General features: G+C 68.2%; 18 protein-coding genes, 1 tRNA gene and 1 rRNA gene. All 20 read right to left on the bottom strand.

Going from position 1 to position 17,552, the window contains the following annotated elements; genetic code table 11:
- Positions 1 to 26: 26 nt before the first annotated feature.
- A tRNA-Pro gene (locus B7R21_RS07360) sits at positions 27 to 100 on the bottom strand.
- 60 nt (positions 101 to 160) lie between these two features.
- Positions 161 to 721 (bottom strand): MOSC domain-containing protein, encoded by a 561-nt coding sequence (locus tag B7R21_RS07355; protein ID WP_116282597.1) that lies wholly within the window; start codon positions 719 to 721, stop codon positions 161 to 163.
- 69 nt (positions 722 to 790) lie between these two features.
- The gene (gene der, locus B7R21_RS07350; RefSeq protein WP_116282596.1) at positions 791 to 2,329 is read right to left on the bottom strand and encodes a ribosome biogenesis GTPase Der; all 1,539 of its coding nucleotides are present in this window, start codon (positions 2,327 to 2,329) and stop codon (positions 791 to 793) included.
- Complete coding sequence (gene cmk / locus B7R21_RS07345; protein ID WP_116282649.1) at positions 2,307 to 3,035, bottom strand: (d)CMP kinase; 729 nt, start codon at positions 3,033 to 3,035, stop codon at positions 2,307 to 2,309. The genes der and cmk overlap by 23 nt, the downstream gene beginning before the upstream one ends.
- A gap of 35 nt (positions 3,036 to 3,070) precedes the next feature.
- Positions 3,071 to 4,153, bottom strand: a complete 1,083-nt coding sequence (locus tag B7R21_RS07340; protein WP_116282648.1) for a prephenate dehydrogenase — start codon at positions 4,151 to 4,153, stop codon at positions 3,071 to 3,073.
- On the bottom strand, positions 4,146 to 4,988 hold the full coding sequence (locus tag B7R21_RS07335) for a pseudouridine synthase (RefSeq protein ID WP_116282595.1): 843 nt from the start codon (positions 4,986 to 4,988) through the stop codon (positions 4,146 to 4,148). Before B7R21_RS07335 ends, B7R21_RS07340 begins: the two co-directional genes overlap by 8 nt.
- Positions 4,972 to 5,592 carry an SMC-Scp complex subunit ScpB gene (gene scpB, locus B7R21_RS07330; RefSeq protein ID WP_116282594.1) on the bottom strand — a complete coding sequence of 207 codons (621 nt, stop codon included), beginning with the start codon at positions 5,590 to 5,592 and terminating at the stop codon, positions 4,972 to 4,974. Before scpB ends, B7R21_RS07335 begins: the two co-directional genes overlap by 17 nt.
- Complete coding sequence (locus B7R21_RS07325) at positions 5,582 to 6,427, bottom strand: segregation and condensation protein A (RefSeq protein ID WP_116282593.1); 846 nt, start codon at positions 6,425 to 6,427, stop codon at positions 5,582 to 5,584. Before B7R21_RS07325 ends, scpB begins: the two co-directional genes overlap by 11 nt.
- On the bottom strand, positions 6,411 to 7,289 hold the full coding sequence (locus B7R21_RS07320) for a ParA family protein (protein ID WP_116282592.1): 879 nt from the start codon (positions 7,287 to 7,289) through the stop codon (positions 6,411 to 6,413). Before B7R21_RS07320 ends, B7R21_RS07325 begins: the two co-directional genes overlap by 17 nt.
- A 140-nt stretch (positions 7,290 to 7,429) precedes the next feature.
- Positions 7,430 to 8,377: a site-specific tyrosine recombinase XerD gene (xerD, locus tag B7R21_RS07315; RefSeq protein WP_253259695.1), complete on the bottom strand. Its 948-nt coding sequence runs from the start codon at positions 8,375 to 8,377 to the stop codon at positions 7,430 to 7,432.
- Positions 8,374 to 9,021, bottom strand: coding sequence for an NUDIX domain-containing protein (locus B7R21_RS07310; RefSeq protein WP_116282591.1), 648 nt, complete (start codon positions 9,019 to 9,021; stop codon positions 8,374 to 8,376). The genes xerD and B7R21_RS07310 overlap by 4 nt, the downstream gene beginning before the upstream one ends.
- A gap of 11 nt (positions 9,022 to 9,032) precedes the next feature.
- Positions 9,033 to 10,736, bottom strand: coding sequence for a CTP synthase (locus tag B7R21_RS07305; protein WP_301182557.1), 1,704 nt, complete (start codon positions 10,734 to 10,736; stop codon positions 9,033 to 9,035).
- Positions 10,737 to 10,766: 30 nt separating this feature from the next.
- Positions 10,767 to 12,626: a DNA repair protein RecN gene (locus tag B7R21_RS07300; protein ID WP_253259689.1), complete on the bottom strand. Its 1,860-nt coding sequence runs from the start codon at positions 12,624 to 12,626 to the stop codon at positions 10,767 to 10,769.
- Positions 12,619 to 13,536, bottom strand: coding sequence for an NAD kinase (locus B7R21_RS07295; RefSeq protein ID WP_253259688.1), 918 nt, complete (start codon positions 13,534 to 13,536; stop codon positions 12,619 to 12,621). The genes B7R21_RS07300 and B7R21_RS07295 overlap by 8 nt, the downstream gene beginning before the upstream one ends.
- Complete coding sequence (locus B7R21_RS07290; protein WP_253259687.1) at positions 13,533 to 14,387, bottom strand: TlyA family RNA methyltransferase; 855 nt, start codon at positions 14,385 to 14,387, stop codon at positions 13,533 to 13,535. Before B7R21_RS07290 ends, B7R21_RS07295 begins: the two co-directional genes overlap by 4 nt.
- Positions 14,380 to 14,553 (bottom strand): hypothetical protein, encoded by a 174-nt coding sequence (locus tag B7R21_RS20030; protein ID WP_172582242.1) that lies wholly within the window; start codon positions 14,551 to 14,553, stop codon positions 14,380 to 14,382. The genes B7R21_RS07290 and B7R21_RS20030 overlap by 8 nt, the downstream gene beginning before the upstream one ends.
- A 21-nt stretch (positions 14,554 to 14,574) precedes the next feature.
- A complete protein-coding gene (locus B7R21_RS07285; RefSeq protein ID WP_437184178.1) occupies positions 14,575 to 15,597 on the bottom strand; it encodes an HAD-IIA family hydrolase in 1,023 nt (340 codons plus the stop codon).
- Positions 15,569 to 16,612: a tetratricopeptide repeat protein gene (locus B7R21_RS20410; RefSeq protein ID WP_216364162.1), complete on the bottom strand. Its 1,044-nt coding sequence runs from the start codon at positions 16,610 to 16,612 to the stop codon at positions 15,569 to 15,571. The genes B7R21_RS07285 and B7R21_RS20410 overlap by 29 nt, the downstream gene beginning before the upstream one ends.
- Before the next feature lie 115 nt (positions 16,613 to 16,727).
- A complete protein-coding gene (locus B7R21_RS07275) occupies positions 16,728 to 17,246 on the bottom strand; it encodes a hypothetical protein (protein WP_116282588.1) in 519 nt (172 codons plus the stop codon).
- A 187-nt stretch (positions 17,247 to 17,433) separates the two neighbouring features.
- Positions 17,434 to 17,550 (bottom strand): 5S ribosomal RNA (gene rrf / locus B7R21_RS07270).
- Positions 17,551 to 17,552 lie beyond the last annotated feature (2 nt).

The raw sequence follows: 17,552 nt of genomic DNA, 5'->3' as shown, positions 1-17,552 counted from the left end.
CCCGGAGGGCGACCCTTTTCGTGATGTCGGGCTGACAGGATTTGAACCTGCGACCCCCTGACCCCCAGTCAGGTGCGCTACCAAGCTGCGCTACAGCCCGTGGGTGGGATGACAACTTGTCCATATTAGCCCACCCGCGCGGCACCCGCGAACCGGTGTGTCAGACCAGCGCGGCTTCGCCCGTGAACACCTGCACGATGGTCGGGGCGTCCTCGGGAACCGAGACGACCTCGATCTCGTCGCCAGCTTCGATCGTGCCCGATGCCACCACGCGCAGGTACGCGCCTGGGCGTGCGGCCGCAGCGAACCGCTTCACCCAACCCCGTTCATCCGCTCCCCCGACCCAGCGGGCGAACGTCTGGCAGGGGGTTCGTGGTGTTGTGACCTCCACGACGACGGTGGCGCCGATGCGCCAGCGTTCGCCGAGCCGTGCGCCCGACACGTCGATCCCGGATACGCGGAGGTTCTCGCCGAACCAGCCCGGTGACAGCGGCCGACCGAGCTGGGATTCCCAGTACGCGGCGTCCTCGGCCGAGTACACGTACAACGCCTTGTCGAGCCCCCCGTGGTGCTTGCGGCTGGCTTGCACATCGGCATGGAGCCCGAGCGGGCGCACCTTCACGGGCCCGTCGACCGCCCGCTTGTCGATCGCGGTCACCCCGACGCTGCCCGCATCGGCCCGCAACCCCTGCACCACGCACGCCGCCACCAACACACCCACAAAAGCCTCCGACCTCTCCCGGCCACCCTACCAACCCCGAAACGCCAATCGAGTGGGCGGAGGGGCGCGTCAGCGCTTGCGCTTCTCGCGCACCCGCATGTTCACGTTGACGGGGCTGCCCTCGAAGCCCCAGATCTCGCGGAGGCGTCGGGTGATGTAGCGGCGGTAGCCCGGGTCGAGGAACCCGGTCGTGAACAGCACGAAGGTCGGCGGCCGCGAAGACGCCTGCGTGCCGAACAGGATGCGCGGCTGCTTGCCTCCGCGAACGGGGTGAGGATGCTCGGCCGTGAGCTCGGCGAGGAACGCGTTGAACTTTCCGGTCGGAATCCGGGTGTCCCACGACTCGAGCGCCAGCTCGAGGGCCGGAACCAGCTTCTCCATGTGACGCCCGGTCTTCGCCGAGATGTTCACGCGCGGCGCCCACGACACGTGGGCGAGATCCTGTTCGATCTCGCGCTCGAGGTAGCGACGGCGTTCGTCGTCGAGCAGGTCCCACTTGTTGAAGGCGAGCACCAGCGCGCGACCGGATTCGAGCACGAGGTCGATGATGCGGACATCCTGCTCGCTGATCGGCTGCGACACGTCGATCATGACGACCGCGACCTCGGCCTTCTCGAGCGCGGCCGATGTGCGGAGCGACGCGTAGAAGTCGGCGCCCTGCTGCAGGTGCACCCGGCGGCGGATGCCCGCGGTGTCGACGAAGCGCCAGATCTTGCCCGCGATCTCGACCTGCTCGTCGACGGGGTCGCGGGTGGTGCCCGCGAGTTCGTTCACGACGACACGTTCCTCGCCCGCGGCGCGATTGAGCAGCGACGACTTGCCGGTGTTCGGCCGGCCGAGGATGGCGACACGGCGGGGGCCGCCCACCTCCTGCTTGGCGACGGCCGAGACTTCGGGGAGCACCTTCATGATCTGGTCGAGCATGTCGGCGACGCCGCGGCCGTGGAGCGCGGAGACGGGGTACGGGTTGCCGAGGCCGAGCGACCAGAGGGAGGCCGCGTTCGGCTCCTGGCGCACGTCGTCGATCTTGTTCGCCGCCACGAACACGGGGCGCTTGGTCTTTCGGAGCATGCGCACGACGTGCTCGTCGGTCGCGGTCGGGCCGACATTCGCGTCGACGACGAAGAGCACGGCGTCGGCGAGGTCGATGGCGATCTCGGCCTGGGCGGCGACCGAGGCGTCGATGCCGCGGGCATCCGGCTCCCAGCCGCCGGTGTCGACGATGGTGAAGTGGCGGCCGGCCCACTCAGCCTTGTAGTTCACTCGGTCGCGGGTCACGCCGGGGGTGTCTTCGACGACAGCCTCGCGGCGGCCGATGATGCGGTTGACGAGAGCCGACTTGCCGACGTTCGGGCGGCCGACGATCGCCAGCACCGGCAGGGCCGGCAGGTAGGTGATCGCATCGGGGTCATCGCTGGCGGCCTGCAGGATCGCGAGATCCTCGTCGCCGAGGTCGTAGTCGGCGAGGCCGCTCCGCAGGGCATCCGCACGCCTCGTGACGAGGTCTTCGTCGAGGTCGCTGAGACGCTCGACGATCGCGTTCGAGACCTGGGGGTACTCGTCGTACTCGCCGTCGGTGTCTTTGTCAGCGCTGTGTATATTGACCATCTGAAGCCTTCGTTCGTGCAAGAGTGACAACTGCAACCACCGCTTGCACGGTCTGGCCGAAGTCGAGTTCGGTTGAATCGACGGTGGTGACCCCGTCTGCGGCATTCATGAAGTCGACGACCCGGGAGTCAGCCCGGTCACGAGATCTCAGCTGTTCGCCGACAACGGCGGCTGTCGATCCGACAATTTCTGCTGAACGCCTCTTCATTCTAGCGTCTTCCGAGGCGGTGAGCAGGATCCGGCTTGTGGCGTCTGGTGCGACGACCGTTGTGATGTCCCGCCCCTCGACGACGATGCCGGGCCGGGATGTCGCCGCGATGGTGCTCCTGAACAGCGCGGTGAGGAACGAACGCACCTCTGGCAGCCTCGCCACGAGCCGCACTTCGCTCGTCACCCACGGCTCTCGGATCGCGATCGTCACATCATCGGGCCCGACCTTCACGAAGTAGTCGTCGGGGTCGGTGCCGATGGCGAATTCGAACTCGGGCAGCGACGCGACGACGACCTCGGGGTTCTCGGCGTCGAGGCCGCGGTCGAGCAGCATCCATGCGAGTGCCCGGTAGGCGGCCCCGGTGTCGAGGTAGGCGAAGCCGAGCTCTCGCGCGGCGGCCTTGCTGACGCTCGACTTGCCGCTGCCGGCCGGGCCGTCGATCGCGACGACGACGGGGGTTCCCGGATGCCCGTCCCAGGTGTCTCGTTCCGTCATGCCGCGCACCTGTCCGTTGTCCTCATCTGAATCCGTCATCCGGCGATCCGCCAGCCGCGTCCGCCGAGCCACTCTGTCAGCCCCGCCACAGCCTCGGGCACCACGGCGATCTCCGCGAGTCCGATCTGTGCGCCCGGCGAATGCTCCAACCGGAGGTCTTCGAGGTTCACGCCGGCCTCACCGATGTCGGACACCAGCCGGGCGAGCTCGCCGGGCCGGTCGTCCACCATCACCACCAGCTGCGCAAACCGACGGTCCTGCCCGTGTTTGCCCGGGATGCGCGCCACCCCCACGTTGCCACCGAGCAGCTCCTCGGCGAGCCGGCGCCTCGCACCCACGGCTTCAGGCGCATCGAGCGTCTCGATCACACGGTCGAGATCCGACCGGAACGACTTCAGGATGCCCACCACAGGCCCGGCATTCGCCCCCAGGATCTGCACCCAGAGCCCCGGATCGCTCGCCGCAACCCTGGTCACGTCGCGAAGCCCCTGCCCCGCGAGGTTCACTGCAGCAGAAGGAGCGTCGGCCAACCGCCTCGCCATGAGCGTCGACACCACCTGCGGAACGTGCGACACCAGCGCGACGCCCGCATCGTGGGCCTCCGGCGTCATCTCGATGAGCGTGGCACCGAGATCGAGGATGAGGTCGTCGATGACCCCGCCCCGCTGGTAGGAGATGCCATCGTGCGCGGCCACGACCCAGGGCCGCCCGAGAAAGAGGTCGGCACGCCCCTGCAGGGGCCCGCCCCGCTCGCGGCCGGCCATCGGATGGGTGCCGATGTAGCGCGAGACGTCGGCTCCGGATGCCCGGAGTTCATGCAGCACGCTGAGCTTCACGCTCGCGACATCCGTGACCGTCGCGTGCGGGAAGGCTTCGAGTTCGGCCGCGACGACGTGCGCGGTGACATCGGGCGGAACACACACGACGATGAGGGCGGGACGATCATCCGGAGCCGCGGGGCGACCCGCGCCATAGTCGACCGCGATGCTCACGTGGGTGGGAGACGCATCGGCCACGATCACGTCGACGCCGCGGGCGCGGAGGCCGAGACCGATGCTGGTGCCGAGGAGCCCTGCGCCGACGACACGCACGGAGCCGGTGAGCCGGCTCTCAACCACGATCGGCTGCACCCTTCGAGCCTGCAGCGCCTGCCGCGCCGGCAGAACCCGAAGCGCCCGCCTCCGGCCCGGCCTTCGCCTCACGCGACAGCGTCAGCAGTGCCCCGAGCTCCTCGCGCGTGAGGTCCCGCAGCTCCCCGGCCTTCAGCGACCCGAGATGCAATGGGCCGAACTGCCGCCGCACGAGTTCGATGACCGGGTGACCGACCTCCTCGAGCATCCGGCGCACGATGCGGTTGCGGCCGGAGTGCAGTGTCACCTCCACGAGGCTGGAGGAGTTCGACGAGTCGAGCAGGCGTGCCTTGTCGGCCACGATCGGCCCGTCGTCGAGTTCGACGCCCTTGGTCAGCTTCGCGATCGTCTGCGGAGCCACGCGCCCCTCGACCTGCGCGATGTACGTCTTCAGCACCCCGAACGACGGGTGCGCCAGAACATGCGCGAGTTCGCCGTCGTTGGTCAGGATGAGCAGGCCGCTCGTCTCGGCGTCGAGCCGGCCCACGTTGAAGAGCCGCTCCTCGTACTGCGAGGTGAAGCGTGAGAGGTCGGGCCTGCCGTGCTGGTCGGCGAGCGACGAGACGATGCCCACCGGCTTGTTCAGCAGCACATAGCGCTTGGTCGTGTCGAGCTGCACGGCCGTGTTGTCGACGGCGACCTTGTCGGTGTCGGGGTCGATCCGGCGCCCGAGTTCCCGAACGACTTCGCCGTTCACGCGCACCCGGCCGGCAGTGATCAGCTCTTCCGACACGCGACGGGACGCAACGCCGGCTGCCGCCAGAACCTTCTGGAGGCGCACACCCTCGGGAGCCGGGCGTTCGTCTTCACTGGAACTGGTCATCGAAACCTTCCGCACCATCGGCGAGGAGTGGTGAGATCTTGGGGAGCTCGTCAAGCGAGTTGATACCGAGCTGGGTCAGGAGCACGTCTGTCGTTCCATAGTAAATGGCGCCCGTCTCGCCGTCGGTCGAGACCTCGGTGATGAGGCCGCGGCCGAGCAGGGTGCGCACGACCGAATCCACGTTCACCGCCCGGATCGACGCGATCGCGCTTCTCGTGATGGGCTGCTTGTAGGCGATCACCGAGAGCGTCTCCAGTGCGGCCTGGGAGAGCCTGGACGGGTTCTCGGTCACCACGAAGTCGCGAACGACCCGGTCGTACTCGCTCCGCACGTACAGTCGCCAGCCGCCCGCCACTTCGCGCAGCTCGAATCCCCGCCGCACTCCGCCGTTCTCGCCGTCGTAGTCGGCGACCAGCCGTTCGATGCTCTGCCGCACCGCTGCAACGGGCCTCGCGAGCGCCGTCGCCAGGGTCATCAGGCTCTGCGGCTCGTCGGCGACCGTCAGGATCGCTTCAAGCGCCCGTTCGAGGTCGATCGGATGATCATCCGGAGCCTGCTCGCGGGGCGGCGACACAGTCTCAGCTGCCACAGTCTCAGTTGTCATAGTCGGCCCCCAGATTCGAGAGATTCTCTTCCGACCAGTGCTCGGCCGTCCAGCGGATCGTCAGCTCGCCCAACGGTTCGAGCTGCTCGAACGCGATCGCCGCGTGCCGGTAGAGCTCCAGCACCGCGAGGAACCGCGCCACCACGATCCCCTTCTCGAGGATCCCCTCTATCAGCCGCCGGAACGACACGGTCTCGCCCGACCGGAGCGTCGCCACAACATGCGCCGCCTGCTCCCGGATGCTCACCAGGGGTGCGTGCAGATGCTCGAGCCCGACGACCGGAACTTCGCGCGGCGTCAGCGCCAGCACGGCCAGCGCCGCGAAGTCGTCGGGGCTGAGCGACCACACCAGTTCGGGCGTCTGCTGCCGGAACTTCTCCTCCAGTCGCACAACGCGCGCATGCCGGCGACCTTCGTCGTCGAAGTGGGAGGCGAACCACAACGACACCTGCTTGAACGCCCGGTACTGCAGAAGCCTGGCGAACAGCAGGTCGCGCGCCTCGAGCAGCGCCACATCCTCGGCGTCCACAAGCTCGCCCTGCGGCAGCAGCCCGACGATCTTCAGGTCGAGCAGCGTCGCCGCCACGACGAGGAACTCGGATGCCCGCTCCAGCTCCTCCTCGGAGTCGAGGTTTCTCAGGTAGCCCAGGAACTCGTCGGTCACCGCGCTCAGGGCGATCTCGGTGATGTCGACCTCGTGCTTCGAGATCAGCGACAGCAACAGATCGAACGGGCCCTCGAAGTTCGACAGAGTCAGCGAGAACCCGGGAGCGGCGGCCGCCACATCCGGGGCCCCACGCTCAGCAACCAGTGCGGCCCTAGGCGACCGCGCCACGGAAGACCAGTTCTCGGGCCAGCTGGCGGTACGCAGTCGCCGCCGGATGATCGGGGGCGAACTGGGTGATCGGGGTACCGGAGACGCTCGCGTCAGGGAACTTGATCGTTCGCCCGATCACCGTCTCGAGCACCTCGGGCCCGAACGCGTCGACCACGCGCTGCATGACCTCCCGCGAGTGGAGGGTGCGCGAGTCGTACATCGTCGCGAGGATGCCGTCGAGCTTGATGGCAGGGTTCAGCCTGTCCTTCACCTTCTCGATCGTCTCGACGAGCAGGGCGACACCGCGAAGCGCGAAGAACTCGCATTCGAGAGGGATCAGCACGCCGTGGCTCGCGGTCAGCGCGTTCACCGTGAGCAGGCCGAGCGAGGGCTGGCAGTCGATGAGGATGACGTCGTAGTCGTCGCTGACCTTCCGAAGCACCCGGGCGAGGATCGTCTCCCGGGCCACCTCGCTGATGAGGTGCACCTCGGCGGCCGACAGGTCGATGTTCGCGGGGATGATGTCGAAGTTCGGAACACTCGTCGACCGGATGACCTTGCGCGGATCCTTCTCGGTGCCGAGCAGCAGGTCGTAGATGGTGAGGCTGTCGTGCGTGTCGACGCCGAGCCCGGCCGAGAGAGCGCCCTGCGGATCGAAGTCGATCGCGAGAACGCGTCGCCCGTCATCCGCCAGCGTCGCCCCGAGGTTGACGGTGGTCGTGGTCTTGCCGACGCCGCCCTTCTGGTTGCAGAGGGAGATGATCCGCGCGGGCCCGTGGCTCTTCAGCGGCGCGGGCTGCGGGAACACCCGCTTCGGGCGGCCGGTCGGGCCGAGAACGGGCGCCTCGAGGCCCGGAAGCTCAGAGGCACCGTGTTCCATGGGTGCACTGGCGTTCTTCTTGGCCGTCACAGGCGGTGCTCCTCACGTACCCCGACCTCTCCCAGGGCGGTGCCACGATTCTACCCGCGCACACCGCTACACCCGGCGAACCGCGCCGACCCCCGCCCGAATGTGAGGCGTCACCTGGCCCGCGGATGCGCCGTCTGGTACATGTCCCTCAGCGTGTCGGCGGTCACCTGCGTGTAGATCTGCGTCGTCGTCACCGACGCGTGCCCGAGGAGATCCTGCACGACCCGCACATCTGCCCCACCCGTGATCAGGTGTGTCGCGAACGAATGCCGGAACGTGTGAGGGGAGATGTGCGTCTCGAGCCCCGCGCGCTTCGCTGCCGCTTGGATGACAAGCCACGCGCCCTGCCGACTCAGCCGATCGCCCCGCAGCCCCAGGAACAGGGCGGGGGTCGCCCGTCCGCGGGCGGAGAACAGCGGCCGCACCCGCACCAGGTACGCATCCAGCGCTGCCCGCGCAAAGCTCCCCACCGGCACCACCCGCTGCTTGCTGCCCTTGCCGACCACCCGCACGAAATCGTCGTCGCTCCCCACATCGTCGACGTTCAGCGCCACGATCTCCGAGACCCGGGCACCCGTTGCATACAGCACTTCCAGCAGCGCCCTGTCGCGCAGGGCGAGCGGATCGTCCCCCGCCGTCGCCTCGAGCAGCGTCGTCATCTGGGCGATCGTGATCGCCTTCGGCAGCCGAAGACCGAGCTTCGGCGGCTTGACCTCCCGCGCGGCATCCGTCGGCGTCTCGCCCTCCTCGGCCAGGAACCGGTGGAGGCCCCTCACAGACGACACGATGCGGGCCACGGATGTCGCGGCCAGCGGTTTCGTGGCGACCCCCGCCTCGGGAAGCGTCTGCAACTGCCGCGTGAAGGCAGCGATGTGCGCCTCCCCGACCGCCTGCGGGCTCTGGATGCCCGCGGCCGCCAACCACGCCGCATACCGCCCGAGGTCGCGCCGGTAGGCGGCCAGCGTGTTGGCCGAGAGCCCCCGCTCGATCGTGACGTGCCGGAGGTACCCGTCGATCACGTCGTCGATCGCCGACACCGGCAGCCGCCCAGCCGTCAGGAGGCGATCGGGTGCAGTCGCGAGTACTCCGGCCACGGGGCGTCGGCCGCGCCGAGCGAGACCCACCCGCGTGACCGGCTCGCCGCGAGCGCGAGGGAGGCGATCACGAGGTTCGGATTCTGCAGCTCACGGCGGAGCACGGCATCCACCACCTCGTCGAGGTCGACCCAGCGCACCTCGATATCGGCCTCTTCGTCTTCGCGCTCGAACGCGTCGGCGGTCGGCCTCACGTCTCTGGCCAGGTAGATGCGGATCAACTCGTTGTTGCCACCCGGGGTCGTCGCGTAGTCGGTGAGCACGTTCCAGCGGTCGGCTTCGAGGTCGGCCTCCTCGGCGAGCTCGCGCTGGGCCGCCACCAGGAAGTCCTCCCCCGCGATGTCGAGCAGCCCCGCCGGGATCTCCCACTCCCGGGCCCGGATCGGGTGCCGGTACTGCTTGATGAGCAGCATCCGGTCGTTCTCGTCGAGCGCGACGATCGCCACGGCGCCCGTGTGGTCGACGAACTCCCGCACCGTGTCGGCGCCGTTGTAGACGAAGGTCTCCCGCCGCACGTCCCAGATCTTGCCGTCGAAGACGACCTCGCTCGACGTGATCCGCTGGTCGTCCGGCTCATCGCGGAGCGGCGACGGAATGCTCTCGGTCACAACGGGCCTTCCTAGGCGTCGGTCGGGAACAGGCGGGTCGCCTCCTGGCGCTCGAGCGCGGCAGAGATCAGACCGTCGAACAGCGGATGCGCGCGGTTCGGGCGCGACCGGAGCTCCGGGTGCGCCTGGGTTCCCACATAGTACGGGTGGGCATCCTTCGGCAGCTCGACGAACTCGACGAGGTGGTCGTCGGGCGAGGTGCCGGAGAACCACAGGCCGGCGTCGGCGATCTGGCCACGGTAGTGGTTGTTGACCTCGTAGCGGTGACGGTGGCGCTCCTCGATGCTCGGCGCACCGTAGAGCGACTCGACCAGCGAGCCCGGGGCGAGCTTCGCCTCGTACAGCCCGAGTCGCATGGTGCCGCCGAGGTCGCCGCCGGCGATGATGTCCACCTGCTCGGCCATCGTCGCGATCACAGGGAAGGGCGTGTCGGGGTTGAACTCGCTCGACGAGGCGTCGCCGAGACCCACCACGTTCCGGGCGTACTCGATGACCATGCACTGGAGGCCGAGGCAGAGTCCGAGCGTCGGGATCCCGTTCTCGCGCGCGAACCGGAGGGCGCCGAGCTTGCCCTCGATGCCGCGCACTCCGAACCCGCCGGGCACGCAGATGCCGTCGATCTCGCCGAGCTCCTTGGCTGCCATCTCCGGCGTCTCGCAGCTGTCGGAGGCGATCCACTTGAGCGTGACCTTGGTGCGGTGGGCGAACCCACCGGCCTTGAGCGCCTCGGTCACCGAGAGGTAGGCGTCGGGCAGGTCGATGTACTTGCCGACGAGGCCGATCGTGACCTCGTGCTTGGGTTCGTGAACGGCTTCGAGGAGGGCGGACCATCCCGACCAATCGACGTCGTTCGTCGTCAGGCCGAAGTGGTCGATGATGTAGGCGTCGAGCTTCTGGTCGTGCAACATCGTCGGGATGTCGTAGATCGAGGGCACGTCGATCGCGTTCACGACCGCGTCTTCGTCGACATCGCACATCAGCGCGATCTTGCGCTTGTTCGAGTCGGAGACGGGCCGATCGCTTCGCAGCACCAGTGCGTCGGGCTGGATGCCGATCGACCGGAGTGCGGCCACGGAGTGCTGCGTGGGCTTGGTCTTCTGCTCACCCGAGGCGTTCATGTATGGCACCAGCGACACGTGCACGAAGAACACGTTGCTGCGGCCGAGCTCGTGGCGCACCTGGCGGGCCGACTCGAGGAAGGGCTGCGACTCGATGTCGCCGACCGTTCCGCCGATCTCGGTGATGATCACGTCGGGGGCGTCCTCGCCCTGCGCCTGCAGGCGCATGCGGCGCTTGATCTCATCGGTGATGTGCGGGATGACCTGCACGGTGTCGCCGAGGTACTCACCCCTCCGCTCCTTCGCGATGACGCTCGAGTAGATCTGGCCCGTCGTCACGTTGGCGGCCTGGTTCAGGTTGATGTCCAGAAAACGCTCGTAGTGCCCGATGTCGAGGTCAGTCTCCGCGCCGTCGTCCGTCACGAAGACCTCGCCGTGCTGGAACGGGTTCATCGTTCCCGGATCGACGTTCAGGTACGGGTCGAGCTTCTGCATCACGACGTGCAGCCCGCGCGCCGTGAGGAGGTTTCCGAGGCTGGCAGCCGTGAGCCCCTTGCCGAGGCTGGAGACGACACCGCCGGTCACGAAGATATGTTTCGTCAGTTTGTCCGACTTGGTCGAAGCGTTCAACAGCGTTCCGTTTTGATCATCATCCACGGAGTTCCACTCTAACAGTATGGATGCCCGTCACCGGCCTGTCGCCGCCAGCTCGATCAGTTCGCGGGCGTGCGCGAGCCCGCTCTCGGAGTCGGGCAGCCCCGACAGCAGCCGTGCCATCTCGGCCACCCGGTCTTCTCCGGTGAGCTGCTTCACACTCGACTCCGTGACGGCGCCCTCGCTGTCTTTGACGACCGAGAGGTGGTTCGTCGCGAAAGCGGCAACCTGGGCGAGGTGCGTCACCACGATGACCTGCGATCCGCGGGCCAGCTGGGCGAGCCGTCGGCCGATCTCGATCGCGGATGCTCCCCCGACGCCCGCATCGACCTCGTCGAACACGAACGTGGGAACCGGATCCGTCGCCGCCAGCACCACCTCGATCGCGAGCATGATGCGGGAGAGTTCACCGCCCGACGCTCCCCGGCCGAGCGGCCGCGGCTCGGCCCCGGCGTGCGAGGCCAACAGGAAGTGCACCGTGTCGCGGCCGGTCGGGGTGAGCTCCGTTCCCGGCAGCACCTCGACCACGAGACGCGATCCGCCCATGGCGAGTGCGCGGAGTTCGTCGGAGACCAGACCGCTCAACCGGCCGGCCGCCTCGATCCGCGCGTCGCTCACGTCGGCGGCGAGCGTCTCGGCGAGGCCCAGGGCGTCGGCCACGGCATCCGTCAGCTCCTCGATGCGGTCGGAGTCGTTGTCGAGCTCGATCAGGCGCGGCCCGGCACTCTCGAAGTAGACGATCACGTCGTCGATGGTGGGGCCGTACTTGCGCGCAAGCACCGACAGGGCCGCGCGACGGTCCTGCACCTCGTCGAGCTCCGTGCCGCCGTCGGTGTCGAGCTCGGCCAGGTAGCTCGAGAGCTGGGTCGAGATCTCGGCGACCAGGAACGACGCGCTGGCCAGCGACTCGACGATCGGTTGCAGCGCGCCGTCATGGGCAACCACCCGCTCCAGCTGGCGGAGCGCGGAGTCGAGCAGCCCCACCGTGTCGGCCCGGCCGTCGAGCTCGTTCGACGAGATCGACTCCCGCGCAGAAGCCGCCGCGAGCCGCAGGTCTTCGAGGTTCGTGAGCCGACTGGCGCGTTCGGCGAGAGACTCCTCCTCCCCTGCCACCGGCGCGAGCGCATCGATCTCGGTCACGGCAACCCGCAGCGCCTCGGCCTCCCGGATGCGCGCTTCGCGCTGCGTCACCAGCGTCTCGAGTTCGTCCCGCAGCGCCTGCCAGGAGCGGAAGGCATCTTCGTAGCCGTCGAGGGATTCGCGGAATGCTCGCCCGGCGAACCGGTCGAGCGCGGATCTCTGCTCGGTGGATGACCGGAGCCTGAGCTGGTCGGACTGGCCATGCACCACCACCAGGCTCTCACCGAGTTCACCCAGAACGCCCACCGGAGCACTCCTCCCGCCGACGATCGCGCGGCTCCGGCCCTCTCCCGACACCGACCGGGACAGGATCAGCTCGGCCAGCACGCCGCGACCGGGCGAACCCGCCCCGTCTCTGCTCGCCCCGGATGTGCTCACCCCGGGTTCGATCGCACCGGTCTCGGTCGCCCCGGATTCGCTCGGCCCGGTCTCGCTCGGCCCGGGTTCGATCGGCCCGGGTTCGATCGGCTCGACCTCGCCCCCCGCATCCCGCACCCGGTCTGCCACGACTCCGTCGAGCGGAACACGCCAGCGCCCCTCCACCCAGGTCTGTGCGCTGCCCACCCGAACCTGGCCGGCCACAGCCCGCTCACCCATCAGCAGACCGAGCGCCTGCACCACCATCGTCTTGCCGGCACCGGTCTCCCCGGTCACCGCCGTGAAGCCCGGACCGAGCGGCAGAACCGCCTCGGCGATCACACCGAGGTCGCGGATCGTGATCTCGTCGATCACACCGCCCGCCGCGTCACTCATGGCGCTCGACCGGGCCACGCCAGCCCTCGACGGGCAGCGCGAACTTGCGCACCAGCCGGTCGGAGAACGGGCCGTGGGTCAGCCGGGCGAGGCGCACCGGCACCGCCGACCTCCGCGACTCGATGCGGGAGCCCGCGGGCAGGTCGAACCCCCGCCGGCCGTCGCACCAGAGCACACCGGCACCGGGGGTGCGTTCGAGCATCTCGACGGCGAGCACCGACTCGGGGCCGATCACCAGCGCACGCGAGAACAGTGCATGCGGGCTCAGCGGCACGAACAGCAGCGCATCGAGGCTCGGCCACACGATGGGCCCGCCGGCCGAGAACGCATAGGCGGTGGAACCGGTCGGCGTGGCCATGACCACCCCGTCGCACCCGAAGCTCGACAGGGGCCGGCCATCCACCTCGATGACCACCTCGATCATCCGCTCCCGGCTCGCCTTCTCGACGGTCGCCTCGTTCAGGGCCCAGCCCGTGTGCACCACCTCGGAGCGATGCGTGACGACGACGTCGAGCGTCATGCGCTCCTCCACGATGTAGTCACCCTGAAGAACCCGCTCGACCGATGCCCTCAGGTCTTCCCGTTCGCTCTCGGCCAGGAATCCCACATGCCCGAGGTTCACGCCCAGAAGGGGGACGGGGCAGCCGCGAACGACCTCCGCCGCGCGGAGGATGGTGCCGTCACCACCCAGCACGATCACCAGCTCGAGCCCGGCCGTCTGAACGTCGACACCGAGCAGGGCGATGATCGACGGATCGGTCAGACGCTCGGAGATGTCGTCGAGGTCGCTCGGCGAGAGCACCGGGGTCACCCCGGAGGCCGCCAGCTGGTCGCAGACCTGCACGGCGGCATCGACCGAATCGCGACGCCCGGTGTGCAGCACGACGAGGAAGTAGCGGGGTGTCGTCACGACGTCTGTGCTCCTGAAAGTGAATGTGCGCGGTGCAACCATTCTGTCGGATTGGTTCCGGCCGAGGCGCTCAGCCAGACCAGATACTCGTGATTCCCCGCGTTTCCGACGACTGGGGACGAGATGAGCCCCGCCGTGCCGAGACCGGCGTCGAAAGCCGCCCAGAGCACACCCGTGATGGCGTCTGCCCGGAGCCCGGCGTTTCGCACGACGCCTTCGCGGATGCCCGTCCTGCCCACCTCGAACTGCGGCTTGACCAGCAGCACGAAGTCCGCATCGGGCCGAGCGAGGGCCACGAGAGCCGGCAGCACGGTGACGAGGGAGATGAACGACAGGTCGGCGACCACCAGCGCGGGGGCCTCCGTCACGCCCGACGCTGCGGCGAGCGTCTCCGGCGTGCCGTAGCGGATGTTGTACCCCTCCACCACGCTCACCCGGGCATCCGTCGCCAGCACCGGCGACAGCTGGCGGTGACCGACATCGACGGCGAGCACGGCCCGCGCACCACGCTCCAGCAGAACCTGGCTGAATCCGCCGGTGGACGCCCCGGCATCCAGAGCGAGCCGCCCCGTGACGACGACACCGGTGAACGCGTCGAGCGCAGCGACCAGCTTGCCCGCACCACGACTCACGTAGTGGTCGCTGCCCTCGACCCGCAGCTCCTGCCCGCCGAACACCTTCGCCGACGGTTTGACCACCACGACGCCGTCGACGCTCACGAACCCGTCGGCGATCAACTGTGCCGCGTGGTTGCGGGAGCGCGCCAGGCCGGTGGACGCCAGCGCGGAGTCCAGCCGGCTCCCCTCCGCGAACCCGAGCGCCTGGCCGTCGCCGTCCTCGAACTCAGGCACGGGAACCGGGGGCGTCTCCGCCCTCGAGGCGGCTCCGCAATTCATCGTGAAGCTGCACGTAGGCGGTCGAACGCGCCGCAAGCGGCTGGTCCTCGATCACCCGCAGGCGCGTCAGCAGCTCACCTTCGAGCGCCTCACCGCCGACCTCGCTGCTTTCGTCCGTCACCCCTTCAGGCTACCCGACGCCTCAGCTGTAGAGCTCAGGCGCGACCTGCAGGCCGTAGATGGGGCGACCGGATGCCCAGATGAGCGATGACGCTGCACGCAACCTGTCGACCGAACTCTCCCCCGGCCGCACAACCTCGATCGCATCTCCCCTCAGGCGCACGACCGCCGAACCGACCGTAGCGGTGTTGCCGTCTTTCGAGAACTCCGTCTCGGGGTACGGCTCGAACAGCCCGCGCAGGTCGTCCAGGATGAAGGTCGGACGGGAGTCCTTGTCGGCGGCGAGCAGCTGCTTGGGCCCGTCGATCCCGGTCAGCACGTGTACAGACCTCATGCCCGCACGATTGGCGCCCACGATGTCGGTGTCGAGTCGGTCGCCGATGAAGAGCGGTGTCTTCGCGTCGAACCGTTCCACCGCTGCGTCAAAGATCGCCTTCTCAGGCTTTCCGCCCACGACCGGCAGTATGCCGACCGCGGTGTGTACGGCCGAGACGAGGGTTCCGTTGCCCGGGGCAATGCCGCCCTCCACCGGAATGGTCCAGTCCGTGTTTGTCGCCACCCACGGAATGCCCGTGTGCAACGCGAAGCTCGCCTGCGCGAGGTCGGTCCACGCCACCGTCGGCGCGAATCCCTGGATGACCGCTGCAGGATTGTCCGACGCCTGCCGGGTGACGCTGAAGCCAGCCTTCTCGACCTCGCTCGTGAGCCCCTCCCCACCGACCACGAGGATCGTCGAGCCGGCGGGAACGAGCCCTGCCAACAGCAGCACGGCCGCCTGGGGGCTCGTGACGACATCCCGCGGAGCCACGGTGAGACCGAAGCTGGTCAGATGTTCTGCCACCTGCACGTCGGTACGCGATGCATTGTTGGTGATGTAGCCGACAGCCACGCCATCGCGCACGGCCCGGCCGAGGGCATCCACAGCATGCTCGATCGCATTCCTGCCGGTGTAGACCACACCGTCGAGATCCGCGAGGATGACGTCGACGCCGTCGAGGGGGGTGGATGCCACAGCTCTACTCCTTCGTTTCGGGAACAGGTTCAACCGTCGTGTCTTCCGTTGTGTCAGGCGACGTGTCAGGCGTTGCATCGGGCGAGCCGTCGTCGTCCGAACCCTCTTCTTCGAAGACCTCGACCAGGTCGTCGTCCTCGTCGGTGGATGCTGCGTACAGCGCCGCCTCCGCCCGGTCGGCGTTCTCCCGCCACTCGGCCGCCTCACCCTGCCGGCCGAGGTCGTCGAGCACCTCGGCATAGGCCCAGAACAGCTCGGGGCTGTAGGTGTAGGCGCGCTTGGCGTCGAGCTGGGGAATGTGCAGCTCGGCGAGTGCGGCTTCCGGCTGCCCCTGGTCGAGCCGCGCACCGGACATGGCAATCGCCACCGCAACCTGCGAGGCAGGCGTGAGACTCTCACGCGGAACCGACCGGCCGAGCTCGAGCGCCCTGTCGGGTCGGCCGAGTCCGCGTTCGCTGTCGACCATGAGAGCGAGCTGCTCGTTCGAACCCGAGATACGTCGATACGTACGGAGCTCCCGGATCGCCAGGGCGAAGTCCCCGGTGGCATAGGCGGTGATCGCCAGAGTCTCCCGGACCATGGCTATGCGGCCGGCCCGACGGGAGGCGGATGTCGCGTGCTTGTGCGCCAGTTCGGGGTCGCTCTCAATCAGGCGCGCCACCATGACGAGGTGTTTGGCCACGCCCTCGGCGTTCTCCTTCGACAGCGTCTTCAGCTCATTGAACGCGCCCTTGTCGAGCTCCTTCACCGAGACGTCTTCGGGAACGTCCGGATCGTCGTGGTGCGGCCGAACGGCACGGAGCTCCCGCTGTCGGAGCTCCTCAGGGGTGAGGCCCTCGTCGCGGTAGCCTCCGCGGTTGGCTTTGTCCCTCGCGCCGGGGGCGGCACTCCGAGCCGGCTTGCCGTCACTCGTCCAGAGCTTCTTCTCCCCGGACTTCTGCGGCGGGCGGGTGCCTCTCGGCCGATCGGACCCGTTCCGGGGCCCGTCAGATCGCGCACCGTCCTGTCGACGCCCGGGCCGCTTCTCCCTGTCTGGCGAATCGCTCATGACACTCCTGTCGTCTGGTGCGCGCTGTGTAGATGTGGAACGAGTCTACCGTTCCCACGAAAGAAGCCCGGCCTGCTGAGCAGGCCGGGCTTCCCGAAGAGAAAGGTCGAATCGATCAGGTTGCAGAACAGAGGACCGCCGTGCAGCTGAGACCGGCAGACGACTTGGCGCCCGTCGACATGTAACCCGTAGGAAGCGCTGCGACCGCGGAGAAGGCGAACGCGAGGTTGATCGACACCGTGCTCAGGAAACTGATGGTGGCACCGGCCGCCAACTCCGACGTGAGCGTGTACAGCGCGCTGGTCGGGCTGAGTACATTGGCCGAAGCCGTTCCTCCGGTCACGCCGATCACACCGACGTTGACGAGCCCGTTGCCCGTGATGGCAACCGTGGTTCCGACAGGAAGCGCAACCGTCCCCGCCTTGAGACGGAATCCGGGAACAATCAATCCGAGTAGCCCGGATGTCGCGGTGAGAGTGAAGGCACCGACGTTGACGTCGCCTGACGCCGCGTGAGCGGGGACCCCGATTGCGAGTGCGATGGCAGGCACACTCCAAGCGGCCGTCCTGACCACCGTTCGCCGCTCGATGAGCCTCTTTGCTCCGGTTGTTTCGAACTCGTCATTCGTCTTCATCGAATACCCCCTAGGTATGTCTTTTGTGGATGGGGTAATCATTCGACGGATGACCGAGCGACGAGCGAAGCGTCCCCTCAAAGGTGTATGGACCAAAAGGGTGAGGCGGGGGGCTCTCGGCAGCAGGTATTGGGGGTTAAACGAAAGAAGCCCAACCGGTGAGGGTTGGGCTTAATTCGTAATGTGGGTCCGGCGGTGTCCTACTCTCCCACAAGGTCTCCCTTGCAGTACCATCGGCGCTGAGAGTCTTAGCTTCCGGGTTCGGAATGTTGCCGGGCGTTTCCCTCTCGCTATGGCCGCCGAAAC

Source organism: Subtercola boreus (assembly GCF_003399625.1).
Taxonomy (GTDB): Bacteria; Actinomycetota; Actinomycetes; order Actinomycetales; family Microbacteriaceae; genus Subtercola; species Subtercola boreus_C.
This window is presented reverse-complemented; position numbering and strand designations above follow the sequence as displayed.